Origin of the sequence: Citrobacter gillenii (assembly GCF_013337685.1) — a bacterium.
GTDB lineage: Bacteria > Pseudomonadota > Gammaproteobacteria > Enterobacterales > Enterobacteriaceae > Citrobacter > Citrobacter gillenii.
The window spans coordinates 313,443-336,847 of sequence record NZ_SUQN01000004.1 but is presented as its reverse complement, the minus strand read 5'-3'; the positions used below and the strand labels follow the sequence as shown (position 1 = coordinate 336,847).

The 23,405-nt window shown below is 49.3% G+C and carries 19 protein-coding genes and 2 pseudogenes; 7 read left to right on the top strand and 14 right to left on the bottom strand.

From position 1 onward, the window contains the following. Window positions 1–23 precede the first annotated feature (23 nt). The 4 genes from uspE to ogt form a co-directional block, all read right to left on the bottom strand. Window positions 24–971: a universal stress protein UspE gene (uspE, locus tag FCH32_RS11355; RefSeq protein ID WP_096756907.1), complete on the bottom strand. Its 948-nt coding sequence runs from the start codon at window positions 969–971 to the stop codon at window positions 24–26. 202 nt (window positions 972–1,173) lie between these two features. Continuing rightward, a complete protein-coding gene (gene aph(3')-Ie / locus FCH32_RS11350; RefSeq protein WP_115258349.1) occupies window positions 1,174–1,989 on the bottom strand; it encodes an aminoglycoside O-phosphotransferase APH(3')-Ie in 816 nt (271 codons plus the stop codon). A 189-nt stretch (window positions 1,990–2,178) separates the two neighbouring features. Then, entirely contained in the window at window positions 2,179–2,931 is a 753-nt protein-coding gene (gene fnr / locus FCH32_RS11345) for a fumarate/nitrate reduction transcriptional regulator Fnr (RefSeq protein WP_135911931.1), read from the bottom strand. A 194-nt stretch (window positions 2,932–3,125) separates the two neighbouring features. Continuing rightward, a complete protein-coding gene (gene ogt / locus FCH32_RS11340; RefSeq protein WP_135911932.1) occupies window positions 3,126–3,641 on the bottom strand; it encodes a methylated-DNA--[protein]-cysteine S-methyltransferase in 516 nt (171 codons plus the stop codon). Between the two features lie 224 nt (window positions 3,642–3,865). Between ogt and smrA the strand changes: the two genes are divergently transcribed. After that, window positions 3,866–4,429, top strand: a complete 564-nt coding sequence (gene smrA / locus FCH32_RS11335; protein WP_096756911.1) for a DNA endonuclease SmrA — start codon at window positions 3,866–3,868, stop codon at window positions 4,427–4,429. A gap of 11 nt (window positions 4,430–4,440) precedes the next feature. On the opposite strand, the gene FCH32_RS11330 is transcribed toward smrA, so the two are convergent. After that, the gene (locus tag FCH32_RS11330) at window positions 4,441–5,673 is read right to left on the bottom strand and encodes a GGDEF domain-containing protein (protein WP_115258352.1); all 1,233 of its coding nucleotides are present in this window, start codon (window positions 5,671–5,673) and stop codon (window positions 4,441–4,443) included. A 24-nt stretch (window positions 5,674–5,697) separates the two neighbouring features. Then, on the bottom strand, window positions 5,698–7,854 hold the full coding sequence (locus tag FCH32_RS11325; RefSeq protein WP_174360910.1) for a putative bifunctional diguanylate cyclase/phosphodiesterase: 2,157 nt from the start codon (window positions 7,852–7,854) through the stop codon (window positions 5,698–5,700). Between the two features lie 417 nt (window positions 7,855–8,271). On the opposite strand from FCH32_RS11325, the gene FCH32_RS11320 reads away from it, so the two are divergent. The 4 genes from FCH32_RS11320 (at window position 8,272) to dbpA (ending at window position 12,429) form a co-directional block, all read left to right on the top strand. Continuing rightward, on the top strand, window positions 8,272–9,438 hold the full coding sequence (locus FCH32_RS11320) for a methyl-accepting chemotaxis protein (protein WP_174360909.1): 1,167 nt from the start codon (window positions 8,272–8,274) through the stop codon (window positions 9,436–9,438). A 148-nt stretch (window positions 9,439–9,586) separates the two neighbouring features. Further along, window positions 9,587–10,570: a zinc transporter ZntB gene (gene zntB / locus FCH32_RS11315; RefSeq protein WP_096756915.1), complete on the top strand. Its 984-nt coding sequence runs from the start codon at window positions 9,587–9,589 to the stop codon at window positions 10,568–10,570. Between the two features lie 274 nt (window positions 10,571–10,844). Continuing rightward, entirely contained in the window at window positions 10,845–11,027 is a 183-nt protein-coding gene (ynaL, locus tag FCH32_RS11310) for a proline-rich small protein YnaL (RefSeq protein ID WP_096756916.1), read from the top strand. 28 nt (window positions 11,028–11,055) lie between these two features. Beyond that, complete coding sequence (gene dbpA, locus FCH32_RS11305; protein ID WP_174360908.1) at window positions 11,056–12,429, top strand: ATP-dependent RNA helicase DbpA; 1,374 nt, start codon at window positions 11,056–11,058, stop codon at window positions 12,427–12,429. Window positions 12,430–12,533: 104 nt separating this feature from the next. Here dbpA and ttcA read toward each other — a convergent pair whose 3' ends face one another. The 3 genes and pseudogenes from ttcA to FCH32_RS11290 form a co-directional block, all read right to left on the bottom strand. Further along, window positions 12,534–13,469 carry a tRNA 2-thiocytidine(32) synthetase TtcA gene (gene ttcA / locus FCH32_RS11300; protein ID WP_174360907.1) on the bottom strand — a complete coding sequence of 312 codons (936 nt, stop codon included), beginning with the start codon at window positions 13,467–13,469 and terminating at the stop codon, window positions 12,534–12,536. 49 nt (window positions 13,470–13,518) lie between these two features. Beyond that, window positions 13,519–14,172, bottom strand: a pseudogene (locus tag FCH32_RS11295) (site-specific integrase); the annotation flags it as partial. A gap of 36 nt (window positions 14,173–14,208) precedes the next feature. Then, on the bottom strand, window positions 14,209–14,589 hold the full coding sequence (locus FCH32_RS11290; protein WP_338075293.1) for a RecE family exodeoxyribonuclease: 381 nt from the start codon (window positions 14,587–14,589) through the stop codon (window positions 14,209–14,211). Window positions 14,590–14,628: 39 nt separating this feature from the next. Here FCH32_RS11290 and FCH32_RS11285 point away from each other — a divergent pair. Together FCH32_RS11285 and FCH32_RS11280 are read left to right on the top strand one after the other, a co-directional pair. Then, a pseudogene (locus FCH32_RS11285) lies at window positions 14,629–14,745 on the top strand (DUF4113 domain-containing protein); the annotation flags it as partial. Window positions 14,746–14,926: 181 nt separating this feature from the next. Next, on the top strand, window positions 14,927–16,129 hold the full coding sequence (locus tag FCH32_RS11280; RefSeq protein WP_135953055.1) for a hypothetical protein: 1,203 nt from the start codon (window positions 14,927–14,929) through the stop codon (window positions 16,127–16,129). 243 nt (window positions 16,130–16,372) lie between these two features. On the opposite strand, the gene FCH32_RS11275 is transcribed toward FCH32_RS11280, so the two are convergent. The 5 genes from FCH32_RS11275 to nifJ form a co-directional block, all read right to left on the bottom strand. Further along, window positions 16,373–17,041, bottom strand: a complete 669-nt coding sequence (locus FCH32_RS11275; protein ID WP_117342864.1) for an SOS response-associated peptidase — start codon at window positions 17,039–17,041, stop codon at window positions 16,373–16,375. 437 nt (window positions 17,042–17,478) lie between these two features. Then, the gene (uspF, locus tag FCH32_RS11270; protein WP_115258358.1) at window positions 17,479–17,913 is read right to left on the bottom strand and encodes a universal stress protein UspF; all 435 of its coding nucleotides are present in this window, start codon (window positions 17,911–17,913) and stop codon (window positions 17,479–17,481) included. Window positions 17,914–17,994: 81 nt separating this feature from the next. Then, entirely contained in the window at window positions 17,995–18,207 is a 213-nt protein-coding gene (locus FCH32_RS11265) for a KTSC domain-containing protein (protein WP_137361785.1), read from the bottom strand. 149 nt (window positions 18,208–18,356) lie between these two features. Beyond that, window positions 18,357–19,493 carry a porin OmpC gene (gene ompC, locus FCH32_RS11260; RefSeq protein ID WP_115258359.1) on the bottom strand — a complete coding sequence of 379 codons (1,137 nt, stop codon included), beginning with the start codon at window positions 19,491–19,493 and terminating at the stop codon, window positions 18,357–18,359. 362 nt (window positions 19,494–19,855) lie between these two features. Continuing rightward, window positions 19,856–23,380 (bottom strand): pyruvate:ferredoxin (flavodoxin) oxidoreductase, encoded by a 3,525-nt coding sequence (nifJ, locus tag FCH32_RS11255; protein ID WP_115258360.1) that lies wholly within the window; start codon window positions 23,378–23,380, stop codon window positions 19,856–19,858. Between the last annotated feature and the right edge of the window lie 25 nt (window positions 23,381–23,405).

The following is a 23,405-nucleotide window of genomic DNA, read 5'->3' as shown; positions in this document are numbered from 1 at the left end:
TCATCCGGCAGGTTGCTGCGTGATCAATCGTCTTCGTCGTCCAGTTCAACCGGCGTCTGATACTGATCGGGCTTAATGACCAGCAGATCGCAGCGTAGATGGTCGATGACCTGTTCCGCCGTATTGCCAAGGAATGCGGCAGAAATGCCGGTGCGCCCGACGGTACCCAGTACTACGATACCCGCCTGTAAATGCTCTGCTAAATCAGGAATGACCTCTTCAGGCAACCCTTTTTCAACGTGCGTGACTTTCTCATCGATGCTGAATTTCTGACGCAATGCCTTCATGGCCAGCAGGTGCTGTCCGCGAATCGCGTCGTTATAAACGCTAGGGTCAAACTCAGGCAGTTCAATGGCGATGTTGATTGGGGTAACAGGGTAAGCCCCCACCAAATGTACTTCGGTATGGTTAACCTGATCTGCGAGCATCAGCGTTTCTTTGACCAGCTTTTCGTTAAGCGCGTTGTGATACGCTTCTTCGCTGGCCAGGTTGACGGCAACCAGCGCCTTCCCGCCTTCCGGCCATGGTTGGTCTTTGACCATCCACACCGGACTTGGGCATTTACGTAATAAATGCCAGTCGGTTGGGGTGAAAATCACCGCCTCCAGGCGGTCGTGCTGGTGCGCCATTTTAAGGACCAGGTCATGCTTAGCACTGATGACTTCCTGGATGATGGCCTCGAAGGGACGGTTGTGCCAGACCACTTTAATATCAAGAGGAATACCTGCATCAATATAGTATTTCGCTTGCTCGCGTATCCATGCCGTTCGCTGACTGATAACGCCTTGACGCATTGCCGTCCGCTCATCGGGCGACAACAGGGTAGTCATCTCATAGGAAAAGTCATAGATCGGCAAAAAGGCTTTAATTTTGCCACCAATCCGTTGATGCAAATAAACAGCTCGCCGTAATGCAGGTTGATCGTCCTGGTTCGGATCGATGACCACCAGCATGTTTTGATACATAGCCATACAGGGTCTCCTTACAACTGTCACCGCAGTTTGTCATTAAAAGAGTAACCCAATAATGTGGATTGAAACAGGGGAGAACCTCCTGCCAGATCAATAAATCGGGAGAATCCCGGTTTTTTGTCCGTATCCCACGAAATGAGAGCAACTGTTCTTAGCCGTTTTAACCCTTTGATGCCAGAACGGGTTGAGATTTCTCGTCAATTTAAAAAAACTCATCGAGCATCAAATGAAACTGCAACTTTTTCAGATCAGGAGTTGCGATGCCATATGTATGAAAAAGTCTATTCTGTAAAGACGGTGAAAAATCACCGAGACAGTTCCAGATAATGGCAAGATCCTGGTATCGATCGGCGATACCAACGCGACCAACATCAATACAACCCACCACTTCACCCTGGCTAATAATAAGGTTATCCAGTGAGAAGTCTCCGTGCGTCACCACGGAGTCGGGCGAGAAGGGTAAAAGGGACTGCATCTCATTCCAGACGTGTTCAACAGACCACCCCTTGCGCTCATCATCAAAATCATCAGCATCAACCAGACCGCTATTCATTCGTGTTTGCGCCAATGCGAGCCGAAACAAATGATCGCTGTTAAAAGGACAGTGGCTTACAGGGATCTGGTGTAACCGCTGCAGGAATACAGCAAGTGCATCAACAATACTATTCTGTGCAGCAGGGTATTCTTCTAACATCTGGAACGCAGTCTTGCCGGGTATCGCTGTTGTGAGTAGCAGCGCTTCATCCCCTGTGCGGGTAAAATGCTTGATAGCCGGAAGTGGTAAATAAGCCTTCAGCCAGTTAAGTCGGATCATTTCATCTGTAATATCGTCGGCAACGGTCCCTCTACCTTGCTTCAGGTACAATTCCGGCGCACCAGCTTTACTATACAATCGATAAATGGCTGCGCCAGATTGACCGACATGATCACGCGCCCATTGATAGCCCTTCAGGTCAGCGTCCAGACTTGTATGTAATTGCAGAGCTGAGCACTGCTTTTCCCTTTGAATATAATTCATAACATTCCTTTGTATTGTGACTGACTCATAGCGGATGCACTTGGTGTAAGCGGAAACGGATACCAGACGGGCAAAGCGGAAAAGAGTCGGTGAATGATGATTAGAGCAGAAGAGAACCTTCTGCCAGATCGTTAAATTGGGAACATTTAGCGATGTGACAGAAGGGTAATAGCGATGCTTGCAGAACGATTACGCTACGTTGCGCGAATGGCCAGCAAGAACAGCCAGCGCGTCGCTATTCTCGATAGTGATATATTTGCCTTTCACCGCCAGCATGCCGCTTTTCTGGAATCGACCCAGCAGACGACTGATGGTTTCTACCGTGAGGCCGAGATAGTTACCAATATCTCCGCGAGTCATGGTCAGGCGGAATTCGCGAGGCGAGAATCCACGTTGGGCAAAACGACGGGACAAGTTGTAGATGAAGGCCGCTAAACGTTCTTCTGCGTTCTTCTTCGACAGCAACAGGATCATGTCCTGATCGCCTTTGATCTCGCCGCTCATCAGACGCATCATCTGCTGACGCAGATTCGGCATCTTACCGGACAGATCGTCCAGGGTCTCGAATGGGATTTCACAGACCATTGAGGTTTCCAGCGCCTGTGCAAAGCTCGGATGATGACCGCTACCGATGGCGTCAAAACCGACTAAATCGCCGGCCAGATGGAAACCGGTAATTTGCTCATCGCCTTGTTCGGTAATGGTATAGCTTTTAATCGTTCCGGAGCGGATAGCATAGAGTGATTTAAGTTCATCGCCTGCTTTAAAGAGCGTCTGCCCCTTTTGGATAGGCTTTTTGCGCTCAATGATATTATCGAGCTGGTCAAGCTCGTGCTCGTTAAGTGTGAACGGGATGCAAAGCTGGCTGATGCTGCAATCCTGGCAATGGATAGCACAACCGCCAGACTGAATGCGCCGTATAATTCGCTTTTCCGGGATCATAGGTCTGCTCAAGCCGTAATTGATATTTGTCAATTTTAACATCTTTTTGGTGAGCACGTAAGCCTGACCTACCCCTAAGAGAGAATAATTCAGGCATAAGCGAGTTGAATGTTTGTATCTGTTTGATTAACCGCACTTTATCTGCGGTTGCTTTATGTAGAAGTGTGATGAATAAGGCATTAATTGCCTGGATTCTAGAGTAGCAAATAGCCTTCATGGCGCAATAACCACTCTTTTCGCTGCACGCCACCTGCATATCCGGTCATGGTACCGTTGCGTCCAATCACGCGATGGCAGGGAACAACGATGCTGACTGGGTTAGAACCGTTTGCCGCACCCACGGCCCTGGCGGCACCGGGACGCCCCAGTTGTTCGGCCAGTTGCCCATAGTGCATCACCTGACCACAGGGGATCGCGCGTAGTGCTTGCCAGACTTCCCGCTGAAACGGGGTACCTGCGGTGGCCGTTTCCAGTGTGTCAATAATGCCCAGATTCCCCGCGAAATATTCAGACAACTTATCGCTTAACCCCCCGGGGTTTTTTGCGGCAATGCGCTGGTAGCCTTCAGCGCGATAATGAATATCCAGCAGCTGTTCCATACGATCGCTGTGCTGATCCCATTCGACGGCGCGCAGGCGAAATTGTTCATCGCAAATCACCCACAGTGGACCTAGCGGTGTTGCAATGGTGTCTTCAAGTAAATTAAGCATCCGTTTCTCTCAATACCGGCGGGACAATACCCGTGTCATCTGGCGGGCTTACACCTTATCACGCCAAGGATATTCACAGCTATACCCCCTAAGATCCACGACTTAAACCACCGACTAGAATCGCCTGATTATTGGAAATAGCTGTAAACCGTTGTCGGTATAGTTGTCGGTATAATAGTGCGCAGTTATGATAATGACCGTCGCAAAATGCTGGAGGATGAAACATGAACCCTGATGACGCATCATTGTTTCTGGACGCTATGGGGGATGTTGAACCTCTGAAAGGCTGTACTGATATCCACTGGCAGCCTTCGCGCAATCCTCGTGCGCCAGCGCGTATTGATACGCTGCAGTTGGATAATTTTCTCTCGACGGGTTTTCTGGAGATCGTACCGTTGAACGAACCGCTGGCATTTCATCGCGAGGGGTTACAGCAGGGCGTTACCGATAAGCTGCGGAGCGGAAAGTATCCCCAGCAGGCGAGTCTCAATCTTTTGCGTCAGCCGGTCGAAACATGTCGTCAGATGTTATTCAGTTTTATCCATCAGGCCCTACAGGAGGGGCTGCGCAACGTCCTCATTATTCATGGCAAGGGACGAGACGATAATTCCCATGCCAATATCGTACGCAGCTACGTGGCGCGTTGGTTGACGGAGTTTGACGACGTGCAGGCGTACTGCAGTGCACTGCCGCACCATGGTGGTAGCGGGGCATGTTATGTTGCACTTCGCAAAACGGCGCAGGCCAAACAGGAAAACTGGGAGCGCCATGCAAAACGCAGTCGTTAACGGCTGCGATCTCAGGCTGCCAGCACCCGGTTTCTGCCTTCGTTCTTGGCTTTGTATAACGCGTCGTCCACGCGTTTGAACAATTCATCAATGCTTTCATTCGCTTCGTGTCGTGCCACGCCGATGCTGACGGTAAAGCGGGGGAGGCCCGGCAGGCTGACACGGGCAACCGTCGCACGTAGGGTTTCTGCCAGATTAAGTGCAACATCGAGAGATGTACGTGGCAGGAGCAGTAAAAATTCTTCACCTCCCCAACGAAAGACCAGATCGTCTTTACGCGCGCAGGCTTCCAGCGTGCGGGCCAGCGCGCAAAGCACCTCATCGCCCTTCAAATGACCGAAGAGATCGTTAATGCTTTTAAAACGATCGGTGTCGATCAGTAACAAGCTATAGTCCTGCGTCAGCGGCATAGCGTGCGTTTGTTCAGCTTCAGTGATGTGATAAAAATGCCTGCGATTGAATAATCCGGTTAAGGCGTCACGCAGTGCAGCCCGTTCCAGTTCCTGCTCAAGGCGTTTTTGCTCGGTAATATCGTGAATAATGCACAGCATCAGTTTATTACCGTAAATCTCGATGGGGCCAGCGTAGGTTTGCACGTGACGAGTGCTGCCGTCGGCCAGTTTGTGGACAAAATGTAAGGGCTTATGGCCGCCAGGCAGATGCGCAATTTTATGCATCACCGGTAAGACGTGACGCCCCAGCATGTTAATTTCCCAGGTATGTTTCTGGCACATCACGTCATGGCTGTAACCATAAAAATTCAGCGCACTGAGGTTGGCGTCGACAATCAGCCCATCGCGAGACGGATCGATGAGCAGCATCGGCGCTGAGTTTGTCAGGAAAAAACGCGCGTAGAATCCCTGTTTTTTACGTTGGTAATTGGCGGAACGACTGGCTTTAAGCCCTTGTGCCGCCGGGGTTTCAATACCTTCAAAAAGAATGACGTCACCGCAATTAGCCAGAACTCTGATCGACAGACGGCAGGCCTGGGCAATTTCCTCTCCGTCCCGGCAAACTGTGAGGATTTCCACAATGTCATGCTGATTTTTCAGGTCGCTGAGATACTGGGTTAAGTCGGCCTGAGCATGGGTCGAAAACACCCCCTTCCTGAGGCGTGAGAAATCCGCAGCTTGCATGATCTCCCGAGCTACGGTATTGGCGAATACCAGGTCCTCGGTATAGGGCGAAACGAGCCAGACCGGAATGGTTAATAAATCCAGTGAATGCAGTTCGTTTGTGCTCATCGATAATCCCGTTATCTTCATTGGCTATGTTGCCGACCGACTGGCAACTAATATTTCTTTTTCAGTCTCACACGATATTGATTCCTGGTGAGACAATGCCTGTGCGGCCAGTATCGGTTTTACGCTGTTTTCTGTGTGCATCAATTCATGGATCTGATGTGCGGGCAGGGGCTTAGCAAACAGAAAACCTTGTAAAACTCTGCATCCCATTTGGGTGAGGAGTATTTCCTGCTCATGTGTCTCTATACCCTCAGCCACTACGCACATATTCATCGAGTGGGCTATGTCAATAATAGTAGACACGATTTTTGTATTTTTGCTGTTCTCACTAATATCTTTGACAAATATTCTGTCAATTTTTAATTCCCGCGCCGGGAGTGACTTTAACATCAGGATATTTGAATAACCGGTGCCAAAATCATCAATAGAAATGGTGATGCCGAGTGCAGAAAATGCATTCAAAACGTCGACGCTATGCTTTAAATTTTTAAGGGCTGTACTTTCAGTCAGTTCCAGCGTTAATTGTGTCGGTGATAGCTGATATTGCGCGAGAGCATTGCAGACAATATCGACGATATCATGCTGTTCAAACTGGGCGGATGAAAGATTTACGGCGAGCGTCCACTGGCTATGACCTTGCAACGCCCATTGGTGTAACTGAAAACAGGCCTGATGAATAACCCAGTCACCGACTGGAATGATCAGACCTGTCTCCTCAAGCGCGGGAAGAAATTCAGCAGGCAGCAGCATGCCGCGCTCGGGGTGGTGCCAGCGAAGGAGTGCTTCAAATCCGGTCAGCGTATGATCGCCTGCGGTATATTTAGGCTGATACCATAGCTCGAATTGATTACGCTCAATCGCCTGCGACAGTTCCTGTAAAAACGTCGGTGGCGTATCTGCGATTGCCTCCATATCTGGCGTGTATATTGCCCAACCGTTTCTGCCAGCCTGTTTAACATGGTACATCGCCATGTCAGCCTTCACTTTTAACTCATGCAACGTTGCGCCATGTTCAGGATAAATACTGCTTCCTGCGCTTAACGACACCCGAAGAGAATGTCCACATAGCGTAAACGGCTCTTTGATAACATTGGCAATACGGGCCAGCAGGTTGGAGATAGCCTCTCTGCCGCTATTCGGAACCAGCAGCATGAATTCATCCCCACCCAACCTTGCGAGGGTCATAGTGTCATCAAGACAGGTATAGATGCGTTGAGTACTGGCGATCAGCAGTTGATCGCCCATGTGATGACCCCAGGTGTCGTTGACCACTTTGAACCGATCGAGATCAATAAAGACCAGCGCAAAAGGGTGTTGATGCAGCCTGGAATACTGCAGGCAGGCCTGTAGGCAGGCATCGATCTGGGTGCGGTTGGCAAGCCCAGTCAGCGGGTCAAAGTGGACCTGATGTTCGAGCTGACGGTTTAATTGATGCAAATTATCTGCCAGTCGTGATGTCCGTAGTTGGGCGTCCACCATCGAAATCACCAGCATTATCCCCAGGATCACCATCGTTATGGCGCTGACCCAAATGGAGAGTTCCAGCGTGGAGATCCCATCGTGCGCGGTGTGCGTGACGTGAGTGAAAGTTGCAGCACTCATCCCGGTGTAATGCATAGACGCAATAGCCAGCGCCATAATGAGCGCGGCAATAAGGCGGTTGATCAACGCGCGCCGGGTATTTTGGCGTAAATGAAACGCCAGCCATAAACCCACGCCCGACGCTACGATGGCAATGACCACCGAAAGCAGAATAAGCCTGAGATCCCAGATAATTGCCACATGTTCAATAATGGCCGCCATGCCAACGTAGTGCATTGCCACTACGCCAGTGCTTAATAGACTCGTGGCGACAACCAGGCGTTTTGTTGAAAGCGTCTGACCCGATATGGCGATATTGATGGCAAACGTTGCACTTACAAGAGCAATGAGAAAAGAGCACGCGGTGAGTACGAAATGATAATTTATCGACATGCTCATTTTCATGGCCAGCATACCAATAAAATGCATTGACCAGATCCCCAGACCCAGTGTCGCACCACCGGATAACCGCCAGAAGGTCGATTCTCGTCGACTGGAGATTGCCACTTTTCCCGCACTGTCGAGAGCAATAAAAGAGGCAATAAAAGCGACTACAAAGGAAATCCCAATCAGTACAGGGTCCCACGACACGTGCAACATCGTACTACCTATAGATAAAAAGTCGTGATGTTAAATCTAGCAGGTTTTGTCAAGTTAACCCGATAAAACCAGGAATAGTCTTAATATTTCATCATGAGTATTAGCTTGAACCTCTCAAAATAGGAAATATTCTATTTTCGCTTATGTAAACATTCATGGGGCTTATGATTCTGCGTAATTTGTGTGCACGGCGCGCTCCTTATCACAATAATCTGACTGTTGTTGCGATGACTCTATTTGGCGGAATAAAATATGGCACTAACGAAAATTTAAACTGTAATAATACGCCTTAAGTAAAAGTGGGGTAGAGTCCAGTTGAAAATTAAGGTTTCTGCGTAAGCGAATGGTAATCTGCATCGCAACTGCTATAAAAATTACTACCCGTATTTATATTCTTTCTTGGTGAGCAGAGCTGAAATGTTGAAAAATATAAGCGTCAGGACGTTTATTATTTCATTTGTGACATTAACACTTTTTATTCTCAATGTGATGGAGTTATTATTATCCACAGAGATTGATACTATTATTTATACTGACGTAGTGAGTCTGATCTCGATATTATGTCTGTGGTGGTACATGACAAAATATCTCGTTGAACCAATCAATACCGTCAAAAAAAGCATTGAAGAGGTCACGTCAGGGAATTTGGCGATCAGTATTCCTGCGTTCGGAAATAATTGCGCCGGGCGACTTATTCCGGGTATCAATAGCTTATCGAGTAATATTTCTGCGTTAGTCAGCGAAATCCGCACTTCTTCACGCACGGCGATGATGCTCTCTGAACAACTTGCGGACCGCAGTGCAGCGCTGTCGGTTAAAACAGAGCAGCAATCAGGGGCGTTAACGCAAACCTCTGCCAATATGGATGAGATAGCCATCAGTACACGTAATAATGCTGAGAATACGCAGTTGGCCAGTGCCCAGGCGAATATCGCTACACACTCTGCCCGTCAGGGGGGCGAATTAATGGTACAGGTTGCGACCAATATGCGCTCTATCACCGAATGCGCGCAGCAGATGACGGAAATCATCGCCCTGATCGATGGCATTGCTTTTCAGACGAATATTCTGGCATTAAACGCAGCTGTGGAATCAGCACGAGCAGGTGAGCACGGCAAGGGGTTTTCCGTGGTAGCGGGAGAAGTGAGGACGCTGGCCCATCGTAGTGCTGAAGCGGCAAAGAGTATTAAACGGCTGATTGATGAAACTCATTATAACGTGCGCGAAGGGGCGGCTATTGTCCGCGAAGCCGAAAAAAATATGCAGGATATCGTGGGCGGCGCCGGGCAATTGGACCAATTGATGGGGGAGATATTAACCACCACGCGGGAACAGGAGAAGGGTATCGTTAAGATTACCCAGGCCCTGGCAGAGTTGGAAAACGTGACTCAAAGTAATGCCATCATGGTCGATGAGTTATCGGATTCATCTGCCATTCTGAAAAATCAGGTAAACGACCTGCAGTCACGAACACATAAATTTCATTTAAGTAACACTCCGGAAAAAGAATTTTTCCCACAACCTCACGGCACCGTAACACCTTCGGAGTTCAGCCGACGGGATAAATACGGTCATTCATTCTAATCCTGTCGTCACCCGCGCCGACGTCGTCGGCGTTTTCATTTTTATTTAACTTTTCTGAATCATTTCAGCACAATGGGATAATGAGATATTGCTTAACATAATCTGCAGGCTAGACTAACGAAAAAGACTGAATGACTGTGGAGGCGCTGTGGAAGCCATTAAGGGAGCGGACGTTAATGTGCCGGATGCCGTGTTTGCCTGGCTACTGGATGGCCAGGGCGGAGTAAAACCGCTGGAAGATAACGATGTGATCGATGCTCAGCATCCCTGCTGGTTGCATCTTAATTATACCCATTCTGATAGCGCGAAGTGGTTGGCGACGACGCCTCTGCTTCCTAATATTGTGCGCGATGCGCTGGCCGGTGAAAGTACGCGCCCACGAGTCAGCCGGATAGGGGAAGGCACGCTGATCACCCTGCGGTGTATTAATGGCAGCACGGATGAGCGTCCGGACCAACTGGTGGCAATGCGTTTATATATGGATGAGCGGCTGATTGTCTCGACGCGTCAGCGTAAAGTGCTGGCGTTGGATGATGTGATCAGCGATTTGCAAGAAGGAACGGGGCCGAATGACTGTGGCAGTTGGTTGGTGGATGTCTGTGACGCGTTAACCGATCATGCCAGTGAGTTTATTGAACAGTTGCACGACAAAATTATCGATCTGGAAGACAATTTACTCGATCAACAAATCCCACCGCGCGGCTTTCTGGCACTGTTGCGTAAGCAACTGATCGTCATGCGGCGCTATATGGCTCCACAGCGAGATGCCTATGCACGTCTGGCGAGCGAACGACTGCCGTGGATGACCGACGATCAGCGGCGTCGGATGCAGGATATCGCCGACAGGCTGGGAAGAGGGTTGGATGAGATTGACGCCTGTATTGCCCGGACCGGTATCATGGCGGATGAAATTGCGCAGGTGATGCAGGAATCGTTGGCTCGCAGAACCTATACCATGTCGTTGATGGCGATGGTCTTTCTGCCCAGCACATTCTTAACCGGATTGTTTGGCGTTAACCTTGGGGGAATTCCCGGTGGCGGCTGGCAGTTTGGTTTCTCATTGTTCTGTATTCTGTTAGTGCTCCTGATTGGTGGTGTTACTTTATGGTTGCATCGTAGTAAATGGTTGTAACAGCAACGTTTTTTACCGCCTCTGATGGGCGAAAACGTTTAATATTTTGAGCGAGGTCAATAAACTCTCTACCTATTCGGGGCAATATCTCTCTCGCAGGTGAATGCAACGTCAAGCGATGGGCGTTGCGCTCCATATTGTCTTACTTCCTTTTTTGAATTACTGCATAGCACAATTGATTCGTACGACGCCGACTTAGATTAGTCGGCTTTTTTTTGCCTGCAGGAAATGAGCGTCTACCCTAAAAGAGTCAACCTGAATGACTGGAGGGAATATGACCCGTCTCACGCTATTGCTACCGTTGCCCACACTCAACACCGACTCTGTACCGACCGATCCGGTACCTATTCCTGACCCGATACCTCGTCCGCAGCCGATGCCTGATCCACCGCCGGATGAAGAACCGATTAAATTGTCGCATCACGGGCGCAGATCTGCGAGGATACGCGCCTGCTAATTGTAAGTTCTTACCGCGAGATTAAATTGTGACCGCTTTTTCTACTCTGAATGTTTTACCTGCCGCTCAACTCGAGAATCTTAACGAGCTGGGTTATCTTGAAATGACGCCTGTTCAGGCCGCTGCGCTACCGGCGATCCTGGCAGGAAAAGATGTTCGCGTGCAGGCAAAAACCGGCAGTGGCAAAACGGCCGCGTTTGGTCTTGGACTGTTACAGCACATTGATGCCGCGCTGTTTCAGACGCAGTCGCTGGTCTTATGCCCCACACGTGAACTGGCTGACCAGGTCGCGGGCGAACTGCGTCGATTAGCGCGTTTCCTGCCGAATACCAAGATATTAACGTTGTGCGGTGGGCAACCTTTTGGCGTACAGCGTGATTCTTTGCAACATGCGCCACATATTATTGTCGCCACGCCGGGCAGATTGCTCGACCACCTGCAAAAAGGTACCGTGTCGCTGGAAGCCCTGAATACACTGGTAATGGATGAAGCCGATCGCATGCTGGATATGGGCTTTAGCGATGCCATTGATGAGGTGATCCGCTTTGCGCCTGCGTCACGCCAAACGCTGCTGTTTTCGGCGACCTGGCCGGAAGCGATTGCCGCAATCAGTGGCCGGGTGCAGCAAAACCCGTTAACGATTGAAATCGATACGGTAGATGCGCTACCGGCGATTGAACAACAGTTTTTTGAAACCTCCACACACGGCAAAATTTCGTTGCTGCAAAAGTTGCTCAGTCAACATCAGCCGGCATCGTGCGTTGTCTTCTGTAACACCAAAAAAGATTGCCAGGTCGTGTGCGACGCGTTGAATGCCGCGGGGCAAAGTGCGCTGTCACTACATGGCGACCTGGAGCAGCGCGATCGCGATCAGACGCTGATTCGTTTCGCTAACGGTAGCGCGCGCGTGCTGGTGGCAACCGATGTTGCAGCACGTGGCCTCGATATTAAATCGCTTGAGCTGGTGGTGAACTACGAACTGGCATGGGATCCGGAGGTGCATGTACACCGTATTGGACGTACTGCGCGTGCGGGTAACAGCGGCCTGGCCATCAGCTTCTGTGCGCCAGAGGAAGCCCAGCGTGCCAATATTCTTTCTGAAATGCTGCAACTTAAGCTGAACTGGCTACCTGCACCTGGCAACGGTTCAATTGTGCCGCTTGAGGCCGAGATGGCGACGCTGTGCATTGATGGCGGCAAAAAGGCAAAAATGCGTCCGGGTGATGTTCTGGGGGCATTGACCGGTGATATGGGGCTGGATGGGGCCGACATTGGCAAGATTGCCGTGCATCCGATGCATGTCTACGTGGCCGTTCGTCAGTCCGTGGCGCATAAAGCGTGGAAGCAGTTACAAAACGGTAAGATTAAAGGCAAAACCTGTCGGGTTCGCCTGTTGAAATAAATGTCCGTTGGAGTGCCTGATGGTGTTCTACTTATCCGGCCTACAGGCGTTTATGCATGTCGTAGGCCGGATAGGACGTTTACGTCGCCATCCGGCATGATAAATTACTTCACTTCAACCACGTTCAGGCGTAACTCATCCAGCTGATTTTCATCTTCTTCCGGCTGCCAGCCAGCAGGTTGCAGCGGGATCTCTTCGCGATCGAACGCTAAGTCACCGCCGTCAACGACCGCTGAGCCGTGCTTAATACCTTTAAAGTCGAACAGATTGATATCGCTAAGATGCGAAGGCACCACGTTCTGCATTGCGCTGAACATGGTTTCAATACGGCCCGGGTAGCGTTTATCCCAGTCACGTAGCATGTCAGCAATCACCTGACGCTGCAGGTTCGGTTGTGAACCGCACAGGTTACACGGAATAATCGGGTAGCCTTTGGCTTCTGCAAAACGTTCAATGTCTTTTTCACGGCAATAGGCCAGCGGACGAATGACGATATGCTTTCCGTCGTCGCTCATCAGTTTCGGTGGCATACCTTTCATTTTCCCGCCGTAAAACATGTTTAAAAACAGCGTTTGCAGGATATCGTCGCGGTGGTGTCCCAGCGCAATTTTCGTGGCACCGAGTTCGGTTGCCGTGCGGTACAGAATGCCGCGGCGCAGGCGAGAGCACAGTGAGCAGGTAGTTTTCCCTTCCGGGATTTTGTCTTTGACGATCCCGTAGGTATTCTCTTCGACAATTTTGTACTCGACGCCCAGTTGTTCCAGATACTCCGGCAGAATGTGTTCCGGGAAACCGGGCTGTTTCTGATCCAGGTTAACCGCAACCAGAGAAAAACTGATCGGCGCGCTTTTCTGCAAATTGCGCAGGATCTCCAGCATGGTGTAGCTGTCTTTCCCACCGGAAAGGCACACCATAATGCGATCGCCATCTTCAATCATGTTGAAGTCGGCAATCGCTTCGCCCACGTTACGACGCAGACGCTTTTGTAATTTGTTCAGGTTATATTGTTCTTTCTTTGTAACTTGTTGATTATCTTGCATTATTACCGTTCTCAAAAACCAAAAGGGGCATATAAGGGGCAAACTTCCATCACAGGGCTAGTTTGTTATTCAACATTGCAACCTGATCGCCATTCATTTCTTCAATCCATGTACTGTAGACTTCGTACACCATCTGCGCGTTTTCATGCCCCATCTGATTAGCTATAAATGATGGGTTCGCTCCAGCCGATAACAGCCAGCAGGCAAAAGTATGCCGCGTATGGTACGGATTACGGCGACGAATACCAGCACGTTTTACAGCGGCGTTCCATCTCGCACCGATGCTACTCATAGAGTAGTAAGGTTTTTGCTCTCCTTTTCTCATTCTGGGCATAAAAACAAAGTGTACGCGTTGGTTTTCGGTCTTACCGTACTCTCTGTGGTGGAATACTATTTTTGTCCTGGGCTGCAGGGCGGTCATTTCGCGCTGAGCTTTGAGTGCATCCAGTGCAGGCTCCAGTAGTTTTATTGTCCTGATCCCGGCATCTGTCTTTGGTGGTCCGAAAGTCCCGATGATAGTCAGGTTGCGGCAGACTCTGACGGTTCCCGCCTCCAGGTCTACATCTTCCCATGCCAGAGCGGCCAGCTCACCGTGACGCAGACCGGAATAAACAGCGAACCGCCACATATTTTGGCTCTGCCCAGCTTCACTTGCCATTAACTGGTCAAACTCTTGCTTAGAGAGAGGATCCGGTTTTGCTCTGAGGTGAGCATATCACCTCTGTTCAGGTGGCCAAATTTAGTGTGCCACTACAAGTCCCTGAATGATTTTCTTTTGCTCAGCATCGATGTGATAAGCGTATTCATCAGAGATGAACTGAGCCAAAATACGCTGGCGCAAGGATAGGGTGGCGACGGTGATCAACTGCGGCTGTTCTGCCTGCTGGGATTCGTCTGCATGGCCGGTTTCACCATCAACAACATTGTCATCAGCCTGGTGGTTTTCTTCCTGCGCCGCGTTATCAGCTTTCAATTTCACATTCCAGGTACGCTGGTCTTCGGCCAGTTCGTAACGATCACACCAGGTGAAATCAACTTCACCTTCTTCTGGCAGGTCATCAACAACAGGAAAATCTGTGCGAATCGGTTTGGCGTAGTCCTTACCGCGACCCGTTTCGATGCCACTCCAACTATAGGGCAGGATCGTCTACCGGGGTGGGGTCAGTCCACACTCTATTTTGCCGGTCAAGGTATCCAGCAGCAGTGGAAAATGAAGAGGGATATGTTGTCGCCTCGGTACACTACAAGGTTAAGTGATTTGCTACAGGTCAGGTGATACCGTGATTAAACGTTTACAGCATATTGAAATTCGATACTGGTTAAGAAAAACTATTTTTGATTAACAGTTAGTTAGATGAAGTTGTAAGTTATATTTTAATAATTTAACTAAGGTACTATTCACTTTTTAATTTGCTCAGCTATAAATATTTATAGAATCTAATGCTTGGGGTTATCTTATGCAGGCTGAACTCAGAACATTTCCTTTTCTAATAGTCCTTGCTGTTCCTTGTTTTGCTATTGCAGACACTGATCCAATAACTGCAATAAATCAGGCTTTTATTAATGCGAAAGTAGAGATAACAAGGCAAAGAATGGTTGAGCATTATGAACGAACATGTTCCTGGAGCGGGGAGCCTGAGCCTGATAGATGCCACATGGAGAAAGTATTAAAACCAGAAAACTATAAAGAGGTTGCAACTGTAAAAAGTGCAGCCGTTGTTATTGTTAATAATTTCAAATTCCTAGAGTCTAAACAAGTAGCTTTACCGTCTACAGTTTTAATTAATGCTTATAGCTATAAAAATTGTGGGCCTCAAACAGTAACCGCTTCTGCAAACTTATCAGTATCAGGTGCGAAAGGCTGGAGTATCACGAAAACTCATAGTGTATCATCCTCCACGCAGGTAGGTATGAGCCAAACATTTACTGGCAAGACACCATTTGGTGGTTCTAGTACAACATTTAGTATTTCTAAAACGTTTGGACTAAGTGACACAACATCTAATGGAGAAACATACTCAGAAACAGTAAGTCAGGGGAATAGCGTATCAGTTACCGCCATGAAAGGTGAATCAGGTTATGTACAGTTAATAGCATATCAAGTTGGGCTTGATATTCCATTTAAAGCAGACGTTGTATTAGATGGAGATTTGAGTAGTAATGTTGACGGAAAGAAAAAAGCAAGCGAGTTTCTTTCTCAAGAGCAAAGAACAGTTCCATTTGAGGGTGTATTGCATCTGACAGGTGTTACGAATGCAATTGTAAATAACTATGATACATCTCCTGCAAAATGTGATGATGGCAACAAGGTATTCTATGAAGATCAATATAATACTAATGTACCAGCAGATATATATAGAAAACCAAAATTCAAAGATGGGGCAAAAAAAATAAGAGGAGGTAAAAGTCAGGTTAGTTTATTAAGCTCTGATGAGGATGGGCCAGTTATAGGGGCACCTGATGGTATATCGTATACTGTAATATCGAGCTCACAAGCTGTTATTCCGTCGGCGGCGTGTGGCTACAATGATTTATCTATAGCCAATAACGCTAACTACACTATCGAAGAGAGGCGCTATGAACAGCATAATAAAGGAGTTTTAGTAGCATCTTGGAATGAAAGAGTTGAGATATTCAACGGTTGCGCATCTGGACCGTGATGGCACTATCGATCACCTTATATCAAGAACATACGTGAGATGATATGGAAAATTAATACAAAGGATTCTTTTACAATGTTGATACAATCAAAAGAATCCTGTTTTAAATGTGTACACATTTGAGTACATTTTAACAAATTAAAATTTATATAATTTCTTATTATTCATCGTGTTACTCTTTTCCAAACTCATATCCATTTAGATGCCAGGAACGCGGAGTTTGATGATTGCCCGGTGATGTAATCACACTGGCTGTATCAGTTCGGAGCCCTGATTATTCACATTCCCTACGGCACGCGTCACGGCGTGCCATATAAAATTCTCAGCCGGCACGGAACCATCGGCCGCAATTTCCGCAGCTTCTTTCCCTCCAACGTCCTGCTTCATCCATTCGCGAGCAGCATCTGGTGACAGTACCAGTGGCCGCCTGTCGTGAATATCTACCAGTCCTTTGTCTGCAGCAGCCGTCACTATCAGAAATCCTTCTGCTTCATCTCCACGTTCGAATGGTGTGCTGCCGATCGCCGCTATGAAAATCGGTTGGCCATCGGCTCGATGAATGAAGTAGGGCTGCTTTTTGTCGCCTTCCTTTTTCCACTCAAACCAGCCATCAGAAAAGCAAATTGCGCGACCGTGTTGCCACAGAGGCTTAAACATTCTGCTGGTGGCCGCAGTTTCAGAGCGTGCGTTAATTAGTGGTGGTTTATCCCACCATCCGGGGGCGTATCCCCAGATAACTGGATCAAGATGGAGTTTCTCGTCACGTTCGCTCAGAAGCAGAACCTTGGTTCCGGGCGCAACGTTGAAACGTCCGATCGGTTCAGGATCATATGGAATGTCTCGTTCGACTTTGTCAGCGAGAAGGACGAGATAGTCTTCACGCGTCATCGACTGTGAAAAGCGTCCACACATAGAAACCTCCAGCTACATGTCAGACTAAAAGTATAGGGGCAAAAAAGGGGCAAAATTTATTAAAAAGGGCAAAAAAGGGGCATGAAAAGTGTAAAAGGGCGGTGATTGGTGTATCTATTCAGGCCGGTTAACATCATGAATAACAAAGAAAAATCATAGAAATTAGGGATTTACTGTGAACGATACATTACCTTCAGGTTATACTGGTCTTTCTTGCTAATGTCTTGATTTTGCGACATTTAATAGAGGCTCAATTCATAGTGTGGCATCAGAAGAGAATGCATCACGCCGGATTGTCCGGCAAAAGAAGTCTGATATAAAAACTGTGGCGTGTATGGTACGGATAAGCGGGAAAAATGTCAGCACATTTAGGTCAGGAATCGCGGGGTAAAAGAGGTAGAAATGAAAAGCCCGCAGCGATGTGCGGGCCAGAAAGCTTAGCGGACGACCAAAACCGAACACTCCGCATGCCGCACTACAGCTGCGGCGTTGGAGCCAAGCAGATAAGTGGTAATGTCAGGTCGGTGAGAGGCAATAATGACCATATCTGCGGGTAATTTCCTGGCAAGCTCCAGAATTTTATCTTTTGGCGAACCTTCAACGACATGAACGTGAATTCTGTCTGCCGGGATATTGAACTTCTTGATCATCTCTTCCAGTTGAGATTTCGCTTCGGCCTTAAGATCGTCCATGGCCGGCAACTCAGCCGAGTAGGCCAGTCCAAGCGAAGCATAATAGGGCAATGACGGAATAACGGTCAGAAAATGGACCTGTGCATCGTCAATTCTTGCCTCGGCTTCGACATGGGCAATAACACGTTGAGTTAATTCTGAGTCTGAAATATCGATGGGTACAAGAATCGTTCTGTTCATAAAACCTCCTGTTTAAGTATCCTCCTAAAGCTTACCGCGTAATGGCACTTTATGTACAATGACAGAGATCACATTTTGGCATCACTTTATTTTGAGTTCAGGGAACTTGCCTTTTATTACGCCATCGTAAAACCGGCCTTTTGAGACCACTGTCAGGAAATCTCGAAAGATACGCGCCGGGACCGCGTGATATTGCAGGATTTCCGTATGGTGAAAACGAATTTCTAACGTGCGGGATGATTCGTCATAACCGACGGATGCAATACGGGATGATTTAACGGGGTGATGATTCATTGCAGGCATCCTCTGCGGCGAGTGTGAAGGCAATATATCATCTATCAGTGATGTGTTTTAACGCAACAGATATAATGTTTTGATCTAGATAAAACGCAATTACGGCGCAGGGGGTGGGAGTAGCCCGCTGTTTCCAGCGGGCTGACAGATTAGAACTGGTAAACCATACCCAGTGCTACGATATCATCGGTAGAAATACCTTTGCTAGCGTAGAAGCTGTCGTCTTCATCCAGCAGGTTGATTTTGTAATCAACGTAGGTAGAGAAGTTTTTGTTGAAGTAGTAAGTCGCACCTACGTCAGCATATTTAACCAGATCTTTGTCGCCATCAGAACCGTTGGCGCCCAGATCCTGACCTTTAGACATCAGGAAAGAGACGGACGGACGCAGACCGAAGTCGAACTGGTACTGTGCAGTCACTTCGAAGTTCTGAGTTTTGTCAGCTACGCCTGCATCACCGTACGGGGTCATGTTACGTGTTTCAGCGTACATGGTTGCGAAATAGATGTTGTTTGCATCATATTTCATACCGACAGTCCATGCGTCAGCTTTGTCGCCACCAGCAACGTCGCCACCGGCAGTGGTCTGCTCGTTAGTACGGTCAGAAGAGGTGTATGCTGCACCGAGGCTAACGCCCATACCCAGATCGTAGGTCGTGGAGAGACCGAAGCCGTCACCGTTAGAGTTTTGAACGTTGCGATCGCCGCCGTTGCCGGTACCTTCCTGGTCGAAGTTATCAAGCTCATCGCTGCTCTGTTCGTTCGCGCCCTGGTACTGCAACGCCACGTTCAGACCATTCACCATGCCGAAGAAATCGGTGTTACGGTAAGTTGCAACACCGTTGGCACGACCGGTCATGAAGTTATCAGCTTTGGTGTAAGAGTCACCGCCGAATTCTGGCAGCATATCGGTCCAGCCTTCAACGTCGTACATCACGCCGTAGTTACGACCGTAGTCGAAAGAACCGTAGTCGCCGAATTTCAGACCCGCGAAGGCCAGACGGGTAAAGTTGTTGCTGCGATTGCTTTCGGTGGTGTTAGCATTGACCTGATATTCCCACTGACCATAACCGGTGAGCATATCGTTGATCTGAGTTTCGCCTTTGAAACCACCACGGAAATAAGTCTGATCACCATCATTGCTTGGGGTGTCAGAAAAATAACGCAGGGCGTTTACTTTTCCGTAGAGGTCTAACTTGTTGCCGTCTTTATTATAAACTTCAGCAGCGTGAGTAGCGCCTGCAGCTAACAGAGCAGGAATTACAAGGGCCAATACTTTTCTGTTCATTGAAATAATCCTTTAGTTTTTTTATTTACCTGCGACGACCCATGTAGGGTGTTAACGCATGCTAAAGGAGAAGTTCCGTAAAGAGATAAATATGAATTGTTACGCATTAAGTAAAATCTTAAACAAATAATTCCACGGAAATGATGATAATCGTGGTGAATGAATTAATGATTAAGTATATAAAATAAATATTATACAAGTTAATTTTGTTGGGATATTCTGCGCGGGTTATATGCCTTTATTGTCACGTTTTATTTTTCGTTGGAGAGTTGTCCCAGAATTGATTAGCCAGCGAATAAATTGACAAGCCCGAACATCTGTTCGGGCTTTTTTTATTCCAGAGTAATACTTAACTGAACGTATTAATCGGTACTGCTTTTTTCGGCTTTTCCCGCCAACTGCGCCAGGAAGTCATAGCGTTTTTGCAAATCTGCGGTCGCATCCTTCCACAACTGCTCTGCCACCTCCGGCTGCTGTGCATTCAGGCGGCGGAAACGCTGTTCGTTCATCAAAGTCTCAGCCAGCGCATCTGACGGTGGGCGAGAGTCAAGTGCCAGCGGCAGTTTACCTTCGTCAGCGCGACGCGGATCAAAGCGATACAGCGGCCAGAATCCGGTGGCCGTGAGCTGGCGCATCTGATCGTGACTCAGGGCGAGATCGTAGCCGTGTTCTTCACACGGGCTGTAGGCAATAATCAGCGACGGACCTGGGTAAGATTCTGCTTCCTGAATCGCTTTCACCGTCTGGTTTAACTGCGCTCCTAGCGAGATCTGTGCGACGTAAACATGACCGTACATCATCATACTGACGCCCAGATCTTTACGTGCTTTACGCTTACCGTGTTCGCCAAATTTGGTGACCGCGCCAAGCGGTGTCGCTTTCGAGGCTTGCCCGCCAGTGTTGGAATAACACTGGGTATCCAGTACCAGGATGTTAACGTTCTCGGTCAGGCTCAGGACATGGTCCAACCCGCCAAAGCCAATATCGTAGGCCCAACCGTCACCGCCAATCAGCCAGATTGATTTCTCAACCAGTGCATCGGCATCGGTTAACAGTTGCTGTGCGCCATCAACACCTTGCAGATGTTGGCGCAGTGCGGCGACCTGCTCGCGACGAACTTCCGGCGTGGCTTCTGCGTGCAAGGCATCATTCAGCTCAGCCGGGATCTTATCGGCAAACTGTTCCAGCAAGCGCATGACGCGAACGCGGTGTTGGTCCACCGTCAGGCGGAAGCCCAGACCAAACTCGGCGTTATCTTCAAACAGAGAGTTTGCCCAGGCTGGCCCACGGCCGTTTGCATCGGTGGTATACGGTGTGGAGGGCAGGTTTCCTCCATAAATCGATGAACACCCGGTTGCGTTGGCGATCAGCATGCGGTCACCGTACAGCTGGGTAAGCAGCTTGATATACGGCGTTTCGCCACAGCCTGAGCAGGCACCGGAATATTCAAACAGCGGGGTGATCAGCTGTGAGGTGCGAATATCAATGCGTTCCAGTTTGCTGCGGTCGATCTCTGGCAGGTTGAGGAAGAAATCATAGTTCACTTTTTCTTCTTCGACATGCTCCAGGCGGGACATCATATTGATGGCCTTGATCTCTGGATTCTGACGATCTTTCGCCGGGCAGACTTCCACGCACAGATTACAGCCGGTGCAATCTTCAGGCGCGACCTGTAGAACATATTTCTGACCGCGCATATCGCGGGATTTCACATCCAGTGAATGCAAACTAGCCGGGGCGTCTGCCATTGCTTCCGGGGAAACCACTTTGGCACGAATTGCCGAGTGCGGGCAGGCGGCAACGCAGTGGTTGCACTGTGTACACAGTTCTTCTTTCCAGATAGGGATTTCTTCGGCGATATTGCGTTTTTCCCAGCGTGTGGTTCCCATGGGCCAGGTGCCGTCTGGCGGCAGTGCGGAGACGGGCAGTGCGTCACCCAGACCCGCGAGCATCGCCGCCGTCACGGTTTTCACAAAATCAGGCGCGGCATCGGAGACCACTGGCGGTCGGTTGGCGCTGTGCGGATCAACCGGCTGAAGAGCTACTTCGGCGACCGACTCACGTGCCAGCGCCAGCGCCTGCCAGTTACGTTCAACCAGATCCTGACCTTTGTTGCTGTAGCTTTTTGCAATTGCGCCCTGCAGTTCCGCCAGTGCGCTATCACCGGGTAAAATTTGTGTCAGATGGAAAAACGCCATTTGCATTACGGTGTTAATACGTGCTGCCAGGCCGCATTCACGGGCGATTTTGGCAGCGTTAATCACGTAAAAACGGGCCTTCTTCTGGTTCAGAACTGCCTGAACTTCTTGCGGCAGACGTGACCACACCTCATCCACGCTGTACGGCGTATTGAGCAGGAAGATACCGCCTGGCTTCAGGCGTTCTGCCATTTGATATTTATCGATAAACTGCAGCTGATGGCAGCCAACAAAATCCGCCTGCGACACCAGATACGCCGAACGGATCGGTTTTTCGCTGACGCGCAGATGGGACACCGTCAGGCCGCCGGCTTTTTTCGAGTCATAGACGAAATAACCCTGCGCATACCACGGCGTCGAGTTACCAATAATCTTGATATTGTTTTTGGTCGCTGACACGCTGCCGTCGCTGCCTAATCCGTAAAACAGGGCTTCGAGTTTTGCGGTGGAGGGCAGGGTGTTTTCTGGCAGGGGGAGTGACAGATTGGTGACATCATCATAGATGCCGACGGTAAAGCGCGATTTTGGTTTGGCATGGCTTAACTCATTAAACACCGCCATCACGCAGTCCGGGCCAAACTCTTTCGAGGAAAGGCCATAGCGCCCGCCAATTACACGCGGTAGCGTTTCACGCTCGCCACAGTTAAAGGCTTCGGCCAGCGCGGTCATGACATCCAGATACAACGGCTCAGCCTGGGCCCCGGGTTCTTTGGTGCGATCCAGAACGGCGATGCTGCGTGCGGTTTCCGGCAAGGCCTGCAGTAAATGTCGGGCTGAGAACGGACGGAACAGACGGACTTTCAGTACGCCGACTTTTTCGCCACGGGTAAGCAACTCATCCACGACTTCTTCGCAGGTGCCGATGGCGGAGCCCATCAGAATGATGACGCGCTCTGCCTGCGGATGACCATAGTATTCAAACGGCTGGTACTGGCGACCCGTTGCGGTGGCGAAATCGTTCATCGCCTGTTCGACATGCTCGTAAACCGCGTTGTACCACGGGTTTGTCGCTTCGCGTGACTGGAAATAGGTATCCGGGTTAGCCGAGGTGCCGCGAATCACCGGATGCTCCGGATTCAGCGCGCGAGAACGATGGGCGTCGATCTCCGCCTGCGGCATCAGTCCAAGAATGGTGTCATCGGCCAGCGGTACGATTTTATTGATTTCATGTGAGGTGCGGAAACCATCAAAGAAATGAATAAACGGGACGCGGCTTTTCAGCGTGGCGATATGCGAAATCAGGGCAAAATCCTGCGCTTCCTGAACGCTGCTAGCGCACAGCATTGCACAGCCGGTCTGGCGAACGGCCATCACGTCGGAATGGTCGCCAAAAATCGACAGCGCATGGGTGGCAATCGTACGTGCCGCAACATGCAATACAAACGGCGTCAGTTGACCGGCCAGTTTGTACAGCGTCGGGATCATCAGCAATAAACCTTGCGATGAGGTAAAAGATGTAGACAGCGCCCCGGTTTGTAACGCGCCGTGGACGGTCGCAATGGCACCGCCTTCCGACTGCATCTCCACAACACGAGGTATATCGCCCCAGACGTTTTTTAGCCCGTTCCCGGCCCAGGCATCGGCCTGCTCCGCCATCGTCGAACTCGGCGTAATCGGGTAGATGGCGATAACCTCGCTGGTACGAAATGCAACCGAAGCAACCGCACCATTACCGTCAATTGTTTGCATACTGACACCCTTACATTGCGCAAAA

Bases quoted from the DNA above. Each gene is read 5' to 3' on its own strand.
- nifJ (WP_115258360.1), bottom strand. From the start codon at position 23,380: ATGCAAACAATTGACGGTAATGGTGCGGTTGCTTCGGTTGCATTTCGT.
- fnr (WP_135911931.1), bottom strand. From the start codon at position 2,931: ATGATCCCGGAAAAGCGAATTATACGGCGCATTCAGTCTGGCGGTTGT.
- uspF (WP_115258358.1), bottom strand. From the start codon at position 17,913: ATGAACAGAACGATTCTTGTACCCATCGATATTTCAGACTCAGAATTA.
- smrA (WP_096756911.1), top strand. From the start codon at position 3,866: ATGAACCCTGATGACGCATCATTGTTTCTGGACGCTATGGGGGATGTT.
- FCH32_RS11330 (WP_115258352.1), bottom strand. From the start codon at position 5,673: ATGAGCACAAACGAACTGCATTCACTGGATTTATTAACCATTCCGGTC.
- ogt (WP_135911932.1), bottom strand. From the start codon at position 3,641: ATGCTTAATTTACTTGAAGACACCATTGCAACACCGCTAGGTCCACTG.
- FCH32_RS11320 (WP_174360909.1), top strand. From the start codon at position 8,272: ATGTTGAAAAATATAAGCGTCAGGACGTTTATTATTTCATTTGTGACA.
- FCH32_RS11280 (WP_135953055.1), top strand. From the start codon at position 14,927: ATGCAGGCTGAACTCAGAACATTTCCTTTTCTAATAGTCCTTGCTGTT.
- ompC (WP_115258359.1), bottom strand. From the start codon at position 19,493: ATGAACAGAAAAGTATTGGCCCTTGTAATTCCTGCTCTGTTAGCTGCA.
- ttcA (WP_174360907.1), bottom strand. From the start codon at position 13,469: ATGCAAGATAATCAACAAGTTACAAAGAAAGAACAATATAACCTGAAC.
- ynaL (WP_096756916.1), top strand. From the start codon at position 10,845: ATGACCCGTCTCACGCTATTGCTACCGTTGCCCACACTCAACACCGAC.
- uspE (WP_096756907.1), bottom strand. From the start codon at position 971: ATGGCTATGTATCAAAACATGCTGGTGGTCATCGATCCGAACCAGGAC.
- FCH32_RS11275 (WP_117342864.1), bottom strand. From the start codon at position 17,041: ATGTGTGGACGCTTTTCACAGTCGATGACGCGTGAAGACTATCTCGTC.
- FCH32_RS11265 (WP_137361785.1), bottom strand. From the start codon at position 18,207: ATGAATCATCACCCCGTTAAATCATCCCGTATTGCATCCGTCGGTTAT.
- FCH32_RS11325 (WP_174360910.1), bottom strand. From the start codon at position 7,854: ATGTTGCACGTGTCGTGGGACCCTGTACTGATTGGGATTTCCTTTGTA.